We start from the raw sequence: 11,420 nt of genomic DNA, 5'->3' as shown, positions 1-11,420 counted from the left end.
CCCCCACCCCGCCCGACACCGACGAGGACGAGACTCCCAACGCTCCGGCTGCACCCAGCACGCCGGACACCCCGAGCACTCCGGACGAGCCTGCGCTCCCGGTGGCCCGGCTCAACCCGGGAAGCCTGCGAGACGGCGATGTCATCGACGCCCCAGTAAGCCGAACCGGCTACCAGTTCAACGGGCACCGCCGCCTGACGATCATCGGACAGCCCCAGCGAAACGGCTGGTGGATGCAGCTCACCGGCGTGGACGACGACGGCAACGTGCACGACTTCGGCCTGCACAGCGGCCGCGCGGTCAACGTGTACGAGCGGAACCGGCCCACCCCGGCCCTTCCGCCGACCGGCGCCCCGCGCGACCCCAACCTGGCCCCGCGGTCCGCTGCCGACCGGATCGTCGCCGACCACCGCCGGACAGTCGCCGCGCGCATCATCGACGAGGCGGTTGCGGGCACCCAGCCGCCCGGATCCATCCACGCTCTGCGCGAGCAGATCGCCCAGCGCCTCACCGCCGAGGCACTGCGCGAGGCACGCCAGGCCGCTCGCCAGGACGCTGCCGCAGCGCTCGACGCCGCAGGCATCACCGGCCGCGACCGGGCCACCGCACAGCAGGCCCTCAAGCGGGCACGGCAGGACTCCCACACCGCGACGGTGCGCGCCGCCCTGCGCACCATCAACGACCTGGAACCCCTGCCCGACGAAAGCGACGAGGACCTCGCCGCGCGGGCCCAGGACCTCCTCAGCCTCATCCCCGACCAGATCGGAGGCACCCCCAACGGTCCCGACAACGACGGCGACGCCGACGTCGCCCGTACCGTCACGAGGCACGCCGACGACGCCATGAACGCACTCCTGCAGCAGCTCCAGGCCGCCGGCGTGGACCCGGGCGACGCCGACCGCATCGCGCGCACCCTCACACAGCAGATGGACGGTTCCCGGCAGGCCACCGCCCGGCAGATCGCCCGCCGTGTCACCGCAGTGTCGCCGGAGGCCGGCCGCCAGCCGGGTCTGCTCGCCCGGATCGTGGCCGCCCTCATCCGCCTCGCCAAGCGCCTCGCCGAACTGGTGAGGGCCGGAGCCCGGAAGATCGCCGAGAAGTACCGCGACGCCAGGGAGCGCCTGGGACGCCTGCGTGCGTTCCTCGGCCGCCTCGTCCGCCGTGTCCGGGAGTGGCCGGAGTCCCGGCGCCTGGCCCGCCTGCACCGCGCGCTCGACCTGCCCGCGGCCGACGGCGAGTCCCTGGCCGCCCGGGTCTCCCACTGGGTCGGCCTGATGCCGGAGCCCGGACGCTTCGGCCAGGCGCAGCGCCGCGTCACCTGGTGGAAGCCCACGACGTGGGGCCAGCTCGCCGCCGGACGGCTCCCGGGCCGCAGCGACCGCATCCAGTGGTCGCCGGACCAGGCCGCCGACGGTGGCCCCGGCCTCACCGCGCTTCGCCACATGGCGGCCCTGCGGGCGGCCGGCGGCGACGTCGACCAGGAGGTGACCCGCCGCCTGGCCGACGCCCTTGGCGACGACTTCGGCGGCGACCCGCACGGCACGCTGCAGCGCGCGGACGACTACGTAGCCCTCACCGAGCGTCGCCTGGTCAACCTCCAGGCCGCGCGCACCGGCGGCACCCTGCCGGATGACCCGGACCTCGAGGTCGAGATCACCGCGGCACGGGCCGAAGCCTCCGCCGCGCGCCGGGAGTGGGCGGATCTGCGGGCGCAGTACGCCGCGGCGGTCCCGGACGCGGTCGCTGCGGCGCTCGCCGAGATCCGCGACATGGGCCCCGAGGGCAATGCCGCCATCGTGTTCGGCCCGGATTCCACCCCGGACGCCGAGCGGGCCGTGCGGGGCGTGCAGCGCCTCGTACCGCGGTCGTGGCTCAACACCCCGGCCGCGCGCCGCGTGACCGCCGTGGACGGCGACGAGGGCCGCTACGAGCCCGACGGGCAGCGGATCACCGTCGCCGACCTCGCCGACGAGGGCCTAGGCACAGCCGGACACGCCCTGGCGCAGCACCTTGCCCAGCACCTGGGCGACCTGGACGCCGCGCAGCGCATGTTCTGGTTCAACCAGACCCACGAGGGCCGTCCGGGCGCCCGCCGTATGCGACGCAGCGCCCTCAGCCGCATCCTGCGTCGCCAGCAGACGCAACCGGACACCGGTGACACCCTCGCCCGATCCGTTCAGTCGATGTTCAACGGCGACTGGTACCTGGACGACGACCTTCGGGCGTTCCTCCTGGGCCTGCTCGCCACCCGATGAGGAGGCAGTGATGCCGTTCACCGTCACCGGCGCGTTCGATGACGGGGCGACCTACAGCGTGCAGATCACCGGGCGGGCCGACCGCCCGGTGATCGGGTCGCACCGCGCCGCGGCCCTGGTGGAGCTCCACCAGGGCGGCCCCGTCGCCCTGTCCCCGACCGGTCCCGTCCGGACGGTGGCCGGGGACGATGAGGCGACCGTGCTCGCAGTGCTGCGGGAGCACACCAACGTCGTGGAGGAAGGACCGGGCGCACCCCGAGGGGCCCGTATTCCAGGGTGACCCGGGCGCTTGCACAATTGTGCAAGAACGATCATGGGGAATGAGTCCACATGTGGACTCATTCCCCATTACTCTTTGGGGGTGACCGAACGAGAACGCACCATGGCCGCACTGCGGGCATGGGCTGAACCCGGCCTACGCGCGCGCCTCATCAAGGCGGCGTGGGACGCCGGAAACCAGAACATCAACGAACTCACCGAAGCTGCCCGCGTCGACCGCAAGACCGTGTACGCCGACCTCGCCGCCGAAGGCATCGACCCGAAAACCGACCGCACCCAGGGAGGAACGCCAGTGATCGAGAGCATCACCGTCTCCGGCATGTTCGGCGACGAGCGCGACAACGACCGTCTCAGCATGGCCGAAGTAGCCCGCTTGCGTGACGCTCAGGATCTGACGCTGGAGCAGGCCCAATGGGTCTTCACGGAACGCCTCAATGCCCATGAGGCGGCCGCGTGGCACAACAAGGTCGCGCCGATGGCCAGCGTCGTGATCGACCGCAACCGGGAAGCTGAACGCGCCCTCCGGAAGTGGGATACCGCGTGGGAGGCACTGAGCAGCGCCAAGCTGAGCGAGTGGGCTGCGGCCCACCACCGATTCATCATCGCCTGGGACGAGGCCCGGGAAGCGTTGAACCGGCAGACCGCCGCCTGGGAAAGGCTGATGAAGGAAGGCGGCAAGCTGAGCAAGGACGCCCGTCGCATCTACGAGGAAGCCGTCTCCGACCACAAGCGCATCGACGTGTACGACCAGGGAGACACCCCCGGAGCATTCGCCGAAGGCATGGAGGCGCAGCACCAGCACCGCGCACGCCTCGCCGCTCAGACGCTGCGCGCTCTCAGCGGAGCGAGCGAAGGATGAGCAGGCTCGCGAAGCTGTTCAACCCGTTCCTGATCGACGAGGGCAGGCACCGGCCGACCTTTGTCATCGACGAAGACGGCTCCTTTCTCCACGGCCAGGCGCGATACCGGGCGGCTTGCTCGTGCGGCCGGATGCCCCCTCACTTGGCGGGCAGCCGCGGTGAAGCCGAGCGCGCGCATGCACGGCATGCGGCCACCCGGCTGGGACCCGAACGGCTCGGTCTGCGAGTTGCCGCCCTGGTCGTGGCCATGCTGGTCGTCTGGGGCGCCTGCTACGCGACCGGTCGCTCCCTGTCCGACTCCAGGGCGGTGCTGGGGGCGTCCCACCTTGGGGGGCTCACGCTGGCCTTCGGCCTCATGGTCGCTGCACGCCGGTTCATCGCGCCGACGCGCGGCTAAGTAGTGAGACGTGGCGCCCGTAGCCGTTGGAGTCGGCTACGGGCGCCGCGACGTAAGCGTAGAGGGCCGTTCATCCTCCGCCCGTGACCAGATACGGATTCGCCATCAAGGCTCTCCCCAAGGGCGGTAAGCCGTTCGGGGACGAAGAAGAAGACGAGCAGCCGGAAGGCACCGAGGAGGCGTTCGAGGGCGACCCTTCAGCGGCCTTCGAGGAGCCTTCCCCCGACATGGCCGAGGACCCGGCAGCAGCACCGCCGGAAGGTCCGGCCGCGACGGCGGAGGAACCAGCCGCCGAACCGCCCGCCGAGGGAGCGGCGGCCGCGCCCGAGGGCGAGCAGGCGGTCGACGTGCCGGAGCCTCCGGCCGACGACTCCCGGCCGTGGGCGGGCGACGCGTACGACGAGGGAGACGAGACCGACCCGGCCGACTCCTTCTCCGCGTACACCGGCAGCAACGGTGAACAGGCTTGGTTGGATCGGGCCCCGGACGGCACACTGACCGGGTGGGTCAGGGATGGGGCGGGGCAGGTGTGGCGTTACACCGACCCGGACGCATGGGCGATCGACGTGGACGGCGCGCAGATGACCCGCACGCACAGCCAGGCCGACGAAGCCGCCAGCCCGCCCGAGGCCGCACCACCAGCCAACCGCGGCGTACAGGACTCGATGTTCCAGTGAGGGAGTGGACGACGTGCAACTGACCCGCCAGACCGCCCTGGCGCTGCAGCAGGAGGGCAAGGCCGCATACGAGGCCGGCGACCCCCACGACTCCAGCCCGTACAACCGATTCGGCAACGCGGAACAGCAGTTCGGCTATCAGTTCTGGACCCGCGGCTACATCACGGCGCGTTCGGCCGCCGAGGGCGCACAGGAGCCCGCCGGAGCCAGCACAGGACGTTAGGCAGACGCGAACGGCACGGTGCCCGGCGGCCCACTGTCCACCGCCGGAGGTTTCCCGCCGTGCCGAGCGCTCCACCCCCCAGATCGTCACACCCGAACACCCTGCGAGGCACCAGCCGGGCGATCTACGCCGTCACGGGCGTGGTCGACGAGGTCAACGACCTCATCGTCCCCGGCGCCTTCACTCACACCCTCGCCAACCGCCGCGTCAAGCCCGTCTGGCACCACGAATGGAAGGCCGCCGTCGGCGTCGTCCTGGACGTCGAGGAGTGGATGCCCGGCGACCCGAGGTTCGCCGATGTCCCCGACTGGCCAGCCGAGGCCGGCGCCCTCGTCGCCAGGGTTCAGTACAACCTGCGTACCAGCCAGGGGCGCGACGCTTACGAGCAGGTCAAGCAGTGGTTCGAGCACGGCGAAGCCGCGTTCAGCATCGGCTACCGCGTGCCCGCCGACGGAGCCACCCGCCGCGGTGACGGCGTCCGCGTCATCCACCGCCTTGACCTGTTCGAGGTGAGCCCCGTCCTGCACGGCGCCCACCCGATGACCCGGGCGTTGGAAGTGAAGGCCGCAGCCAACCCCGGCATGGAGTACAAGGCGACGCCGAACGTCGTCGACCTCGACACCGGGAAGGACGGCGACCGCATCAAGGTCGCCGGACTCGTGGTCAAGGCCGAGGACACCGGCCGCGTCCTGCTCATCCAGCGGGCCCTCGACGACGATGACCCGGCCGCAGGCACCTGGGAGTTCCCGGGCGGGCATCGGGAGAAGGGCGAGGATGAGCTCGCCGCCGCGGTACGCGAGTGGCAGGAGGAGACCGGCGCCGAGCTGCCCGGCTCCACGAGCGTCGTCGGCTCCTGGACAGCCCCGAACGGCATCTACCGCGGGTTCGTGGCGGTCGTCCCCGGCGAGTCATACGTACCGCTCAACCGGCCACACGACGAGCGGCGTGTGGCCAACCCCGACGACCCCAAGGGCGACGCCACGGAGGTCACCGCCTGGTGGCCCATCACCGCCCTCCCCGACATGTCCCTGCTCCGGCCTGCATGCCGAGACACCCCCTGGTCCCTCCTGGCCGGCGCCAGCCTGCCCCAGGGCCCCACGAGCGCGAAGCCCGGCACCGAGGCGCAGCAGTTCGCCGCCGGCGTGATGAACACCTACGCCGCTCTCGGCGCCCCGGAAGGGAAGTCCGCCCGCTCAACAGTGGCCGCCGCCCGCGCTCTCCTCCCGCGCATCGAGCACAAATCCGCCCGCTCCACGGTCGCCGAGGCCAAGAGCAAGCACATCGCCCACCTGGAGGCCCTTGCGATGTCCCCCAACCCGCTGCCCGAGTCCCAAGAGCAGTTCCGTGCTCGCCTCGCCGACAGCGTCCGTGAACTCCTCGACCAGGACGGCCAGACGTGGACGTGCATCGAGGGCACCTACCCGGACCGCGTCATCGTCTCCGTGCACAGCGAGGACGAGCGGCGCAGCAGCAACTACGCCATCCCGTACACGGTCACCGGGGGCGAGATCAGCCTCGGCACCCCTCAGCCCGTCGAACTCGCCACCGTCGTACTCCCGGAGGGCGCCAGCGCCCAGCGCACGGCCACCGAAGACGAAGACGTCGACGCCCGCGTCGTGCAGCCCACCGTGGAAGCCATCACCGACGCGACCGCCCGCATCAACTCCACCGGTGCAGGCCCCGAACAACTCGAGGGCGTACGGGGCAAGGTGCGTGCGCTGATCGCGGCACTCTCCGCGAAGGGGCTCGACGTCGACCAGGAGCCGGAGCTCGACGCCAAGAAGCCCGCCCCCTCGGCTTCCGCCACGGCCGGCCCGACCGGCATGGACCTGTGGGACGACGGCACCTTCTACGACGACGAGGACGACGAGGAGGTGCCCACCGAGGAGACGCCGCCCCCGGCCGAGGACGACGTCGACGAGGACGACGACACGGAAACGGTGCGGATGGACGAGGACGAGGTGAAGGCCGCCCTCGCCATGATGCGGGGCTGAGTCGCGCGACTCAGCCCCGGCCCGCCCGAGCGGCCCCCCGGCCCGGCCGCTACAAAACAGCAGGTCAAACCCAATGTGCTGCCCGCTCTTGACTCCCTGAGCGGGCAGCACGCGACGTTAACCCCTCTCTCCCTCTTCTCTATCGCCTCGCGTTGAGGCTGTCCCGGTGCTGGCCGGGCGGAGCGACGCACGTCAACCGCACCCCAGCACCAGGGAGAGAGCAGCAATGCCCGACAACGCTCGCATCAAGGAACTGCAGCGGCAGCTCCAGGCCAAGAGCGCCGAAGCCGAGGACATCAGCAAGAGCTTCAAGGTCGAGGACGGCGGTTTCGTCGTCTCTACCGAGCAGGCCGCCGCGTTCCGGAGGGTCTCCAGCGAGGCGCAGGAGATCAAGAGCCTCATCGACGCCGAGCAGGGCCTGGTCGAGATCAAGCAGTACCTCGACGCCCCCGAGAACCCGCCGGCCGCGGCCTCCCACTACGGGCAGACCCCGACCATGGAGCAGAAGTCGCTCGGTGACCTGTTCGTCGAGTCCGACTCCTTCAAGCGCGCCAGCGCGGCCGGGTTCGACGACCGCCCGTACATCCGCTCTGCGATGGAGGGGAAGTCGATCTTCTCCCTGTCCGCGGGCACGGTCACCCACCAGACCCTCGGCAGCGTCCAGAACCTGGGCATCGCCGAGCGGCAGTTCCGCAAGTTCCACATCCGGGACCTGTTCCCGAAGAGTTCGACCAAGCAGGCCGTCCTCTACGGCGCCCGCGAGACCGGCTGGACGAACAACGCCCGGCAGATCAAGGAGCGCTACGCCGCCGACGGTGTCTCTCCGGCGACCGGCGCGGAGACCGACACCTGGGGCCGCGCGCCGCGATCCAAGCTGGCCCTGACGCCCGTGATGTACCCGGTGGCAGAGATCGCGCACCTGATCGACTCCCACAAGAACATCCTCACGGACGAGCCGCGTCTGAAGACCTTCATCAACGGGCGCATGGTCGAGGGCGTCAAGTACCAGGAGGACTGGGACCTGCTCCACTCCGTCGGCGACGGCCAGTCCCTCACCGGCATCTACAACACCCCGGGCGTCCAGCAGTACACCGGCCTGGCGGCCGACAAGTACTCCGTGCAGATCCGGCGCGCCATCACCAAGGCGCTCCTGGCCGAGTACGAGCCGACCGGCATCGTCCTGTCGCCCACCATGTGGGAGCACGTCGAGGTCGAAGAGGACGACAACGGGGCGTTCCGCGTCGCGGTGGCCGTCGCGATCGGCGCGGAAAAGAAGGTCTGGAGGCTGAACGTCGTCGAGACCACGGCGATGGCGGACACGGACTTCCTGATCGGCGCCTTCGGTCTCGGCGCGCAGCTCCACGACAGGGAGAACGTCAGCGTCACCGTCTCCTCGGAGAACGCGGAGAACTTCGAGAAGGGCCTGATCACCTTCCGTGCGGACGAGCGCGTGGCGCTCGAGGTTCCGCGGCCCGAGTCGTTCGTCATCGGTACCTGGACCCAGCCGGTCTAACCAGGACGTCCGGGTGAGGGGGTGCACCCCATTGCGGGTGCACCCCCTCCACGTACCACCACCACAGACGACGGAGGACGCTGGTGATCGAGAAACAACCCCTTGGCCTCGCGGAAGAGTTGGACGCGCTCGCCAACGCCCCCGCCACTCACCGCGGCCCGCAGTGCAGCGTCGGCGCCTTCCTGGAGGCCGCGGACCAGGACGTAGCGGCCTCCCTCCGCGCGGCACTGGACACCGACCGCGTCACGGCGAAAGCCATCGCCGACACCCTCAGCCGCTACGGCGACCCGGTCACCGCGTACACCGTCGCCCGGCACCGGCGGCGCGGCCAGTCCAACGGATGCCGGTGCGAGCGATGAGCCTGACCAACGACCTGCAGGCGCTCCTCGAACCGGCCAACAACGACCAGAGCCACCCCGCACAGGCCCAGCGGCCCCAACCGCCCGCTCCCCGAGGCTGGGAGAGCGGCGTGCGGTTCGAGCCGGGCGGCACGATGATCGTCACCGCCCCGCCCACCGAAACGCAGCCCGGCAGCGAAGCCGACTGGCGCGAACGCGTCGAAGAAATGGGCCTCACCATCCCCGACGGGTTCCGCGTCCGCCTCGCCGAGGCCAAGCACGACCCGGCCGCCTGGCACCGTGACGCCCAGGGCGAGGACGCCGTCACCCGCGCCGTCTGGCGATGCAGGTACATCATCGAGCCCGCCGCGCCCGCGTGGCTGTCCGCCGGCGACGTCGACGCCCTCGTACGCGACGCGATGCGCCGCCGCCGCAAGACCCGCCCCACGGTCGACACCGCGGAGCGCGCCCTGGTCGTCGTGTACGCCGACGCACAGGCCGGGAAGGTCGGAAGGGACGGCGGAACCCCCGAGCTGGTTGCCCGGGTCGCAGAGCGGTTCGACCGGCTCGACGACCACATACGCGACCTGAAAGCCATCGGCCGCGGCCCCACGGCCGCGTACTGGATGGACGCCGGCGACTGCGTCGAGAACTACGAGAACACCGCACAGCAGGCGTACACCAACGACCTGACGATGACCGAGATGATCCGCGTGCACCGCCGGATCACCTTCGAGGGCCTGGACCGGCTCGCCGGGCGCTTCGGCCGTGTCGTCGCCGCAACGTGCGGATCGAACCACGGCCGGGTACGGCGCGGCCGCGAAGCCGTCGGCCCGCCCAGCGATGACTGGGGGATCGAGGTCCTGTCACAGATCGCCGACGCCTACGCCCGCAACGAGGACGCCTACGGTCACGTCAGCTTCGTCGTGCCGGAGCGTTGGAGGGAGTCGGTATCGCTGGACGTCGCCGGCACCATCGTCGGCCTAGCGCACGGGCATCAGTACGCGAGGCCGGACAAGGCCGTGGACTGGTGGCGCGGGCAGACGTTCGGACGTCAGCCGATCGCTGATGCGGATGTACTGATCACCGGGCACTTCCATCACCTGCGCGCCCAGCAGGTCGGCAACGGCCGCCTATGGATTCAGGCGCCCACCCTCGACAACGGCTCCGACTGGTACACCGCTCGCAGCGGCGAAGTGTCCGCGTCCGGGCTCCTCGTGTTCAGCGTCGGCCCGGACGGCTGGGACGACCTCCGAGTCCTGTAGGGGGACCCATGGACCTCTCCGCTTTCGGCCCCTGGTGCCGCATCCACGGCCGCGGCTGCCGCACTCCCTGGGGCTACGACCAGGCGCACACCGACAGCGCCCGCCCGTACACCGTTGAGGAGTTGAGCGACCGGCAGGAGGCGCCGCACCGGTACGCGTACCCCACGGCGGAGGCGTACGTAGAGGGATTCAGGGTCTGGCGGGCGATGCGCCGGGACGACGAGCTGACCCCGCTCGAGCGGCTGCTCGCCACGTCCGTGCGGATGGCGCCCCTCGGCGCCCGACTCGACGGCGCCCTGCACCCTCACCAAGATCATTCTTGCCCAATTGTGCAAGCCGTCTCCACCGTCGAAGGGCTGCCCGAGGGGGCCATGATCGTTCTTGCACAATTGTGCAACTGCCCCCGGTAGCGCGCGACCGTAGCCCGGCCTGTCCCTCATCCTTCCCCGGCCACCCACACACGGAAGCACCGGAAGGACACCCATGGGCCTCTACCGAGAGAACGGGCAGCGGATCACGAAGGCGGCGTTCCCCGCCGTCGCCGTCTCCGACACCCCCCAGCGCGTCACCGAGAACGTCTACCTGACCGAGCCGTACGGCCGCGGCGATGGCCGCCCCGAGGGCTCCCGCCGTCACCTGCTCTACGAGGCCGGGGATGTCGTCCCTCAGTCCGTGATCGACAGGCTGTTCACCGCGGCCACCATCGCGACCATCGCGCCGGCCACCGGCCCGGCGGCGGGCGGCACCACCGTCACGATCACCGGCACGGACCTCGACGGTGTCTCCGCGGTCAACTTCGGCGCCACTGCCGGGACTGAGCTCAAGGTCGTCTCCGCGACGGAGCTGCGCGTCAAGACGCCCGCGGTCGCCGCTGGGGCGGTGAACGTCGTCCTCGTCGACGACGCCGGCAACGTCACCAGGGCCAACGGCTTCACCTACAACGCCTGACCCCGGGCGCCAGGGCGGCCCCCTGCACGCGGGCGGGGGCCGCCCAGGGCCACCCGTAGCCGCAGGACGCGACACAAGCACCGCACCGCGTGCAGGGTGCGCGCCGATCCGGATCACCACCCGAGAGGGAGCCACCATGGCCACCAGCACCACCCGAACCCGCAAGACTGCCACCGCGAAGGCCGCGGCCGAAGAGACCCCGGGCACCGAGAACGAGCAGGCTGCCGTGGAGCCCGCGGGCGACATCAACGAGGAGGCCACCACCGCGGCCGCCGAGGAGAGCCCCGCGGCCGACGTCGGCCCGAAGGCCCCCGAAGCCGCTCCGCTGGAGCCGCCGACCGTCGACGCCGCACCGGAACCCCCGGCGGAGCCTGGCTACGTCTCTCCGACCGAAGTCATCCCCGACGACCTCGCCGAGGTGATCCTCGACGACGCCACCAAGCAGCCCCCGGCCGACGTTGAAGCCGTCTTCCAGAAGGTCACCCCGTACGGCTCCACCCTCATGTGCACCGTCCGCCTGATCGAGCGGACGTTCCTCGGGCCGCACCAAAGCCCCGTCGAGCGACTGCTGCAGCCCAAGGGCGCCCACGTCTCCGAGAGCATCGCCGCTCGCATCCGTGAGCGCCTGGTCGCCCAGGCCGCCGCAACCGACACCGAGAAGTAGGGAGGCC

The 11,420-nt window shown here is 71.0% G+C and carries 13 protein-coding genes; all 13 read left to right on the top strand.

What is annotated here, in order from left to right:
* On the top strand, window positions 1-2,255 hold a 2,255-nt coding region (locus C1J00_RS45165; protein ID WP_219728335.1), incomplete at its 5' end, for a hypothetical protein.
* Between the two features lie 10 nt (window positions 2,256-2,265).
* Entirely contained in the window at window positions 2,266-2,535 is a 270-nt protein-coding gene (locus tag C1J00_RS09560; RefSeq protein WP_102908604.1) for a hypothetical protein, read from the top strand.
* An 81-nt stretch (window positions 2,536-2,616) separates the two neighbouring features.
* Window positions 2,617-3,393, top strand: coding sequence for a hypothetical protein (locus tag C1J00_RS09555; protein ID WP_146046164.1), 777 nt, complete (start codon window positions 2,617-2,619; stop codon window positions 3,391-3,393).
* Window positions 3,390-3,791: a hypothetical protein gene (locus C1J00_RS09550; RefSeq protein ID WP_102908602.1), complete on the top strand. Its 402-nt coding sequence runs from the start codon at window positions 3,390-3,392 to the stop codon at window positions 3,789-3,791. Before C1J00_RS09555 ends, C1J00_RS09550 begins: the two co-directional genes overlap by 4 nt.
* 83 nt (window positions 3,792-3,874) lie before the next feature.
* Window positions 3,875-4,468: a hypothetical protein gene (locus C1J00_RS09545; protein ID WP_102908601.1), complete on the top strand. Its 594-nt coding sequence runs from the start codon at window positions 3,875-3,877 to the stop codon at window positions 4,466-4,468.
* Between the two features lie 4 nt (window positions 4,469-4,472).
* On the top strand, window positions 4,473-4,691 hold the full coding sequence (locus C1J00_RS09540; protein WP_102908600.1) for a hypothetical protein: 219 nt from the start codon (window positions 4,473-4,475) through the stop codon (window positions 4,689-4,691).
* Window positions 4,692-4,750: 59 nt separating this feature from the next.
* Complete coding sequence (locus C1J00_RS45160; RefSeq protein ID WP_180989475.1) at window positions 4,751-6,685, top strand: NUDIX domain-containing protein; 1,935 nt, start codon at window positions 4,751-4,753, stop codon at window positions 6,683-6,685.
* 226 nt (window positions 6,686-6,911) lie between these two features.
* Window positions 6,912-8,198, top strand: a complete 1,287-nt coding sequence (locus C1J00_RS09530; RefSeq protein ID WP_102908599.1) for a phage major capsid protein — start codon at window positions 6,912-6,914, stop codon at window positions 8,196-8,198.
* 83 nt (window positions 8,199-8,281) lie between these two features.
* Window positions 8,282-8,557 (top strand): hypothetical protein, encoded by a 276-nt coding sequence (locus C1J00_RS09525; RefSeq protein WP_102908598.1) that lies wholly within the window; start codon window positions 8,282-8,284, stop codon window positions 8,555-8,557.
* Entirely contained in the window at window positions 8,554-9,801 is a 1,248-nt protein-coding gene (locus C1J00_RS09520; RefSeq protein WP_245936280.1) for a hypothetical protein, read from the top strand. The genes C1J00_RS09525 and C1J00_RS09520 overlap by 4 nt, the downstream gene beginning before the upstream one ends.
* Before the next feature lie 8 nt (window positions 9,802-9,809).
* The gene (locus C1J00_RS09515) at window positions 9,810-10,211 is read left to right on the top strand and encodes a hypothetical protein (protein ID WP_102908596.1); all 402 of its coding nucleotides are present in this window, start codon (window positions 9,810-9,812) and stop codon (window positions 10,209-10,211) included.
* A gap of 73 nt (window positions 10,212-10,284) precedes the next feature.
* Window positions 10,285-10,749 carry an IPT/TIG domain-containing protein gene (locus tag C1J00_RS09510; protein WP_102908595.1) on the top strand — a complete coding sequence of 155 codons (465 nt, stop codon included), beginning with the start codon at window positions 10,285-10,287 and terminating at the stop codon, window positions 10,747-10,749.
* A gap of 136 nt (window positions 10,750-10,885) precedes the next feature.
* Window positions 10,886-11,413 carry a hypothetical protein gene (locus C1J00_RS09505; protein ID WP_102908594.1) on the top strand — a complete coding sequence of 176 codons (528 nt, stop codon included), beginning with the start codon at window positions 10,886-10,888 and terminating at the stop codon, window positions 11,411-11,413.
* Window positions 11,414-11,420 lie beyond the last annotated feature (7 nt).

Source organism: Streptomyces cahuitamycinicus (assembly GCF_002891435.1).
Classification (GTDB): domain Bacteria; phylum Actinomycetota; class Actinomycetes; order Streptomycetales; family Streptomycetaceae; genus Streptomyces; species Streptomyces cahuitamycinicus.
Note: the sequence above shows the minus strand (reverse complement) of the source record. Positions and strands in the feature narration are given on the sequence as shown.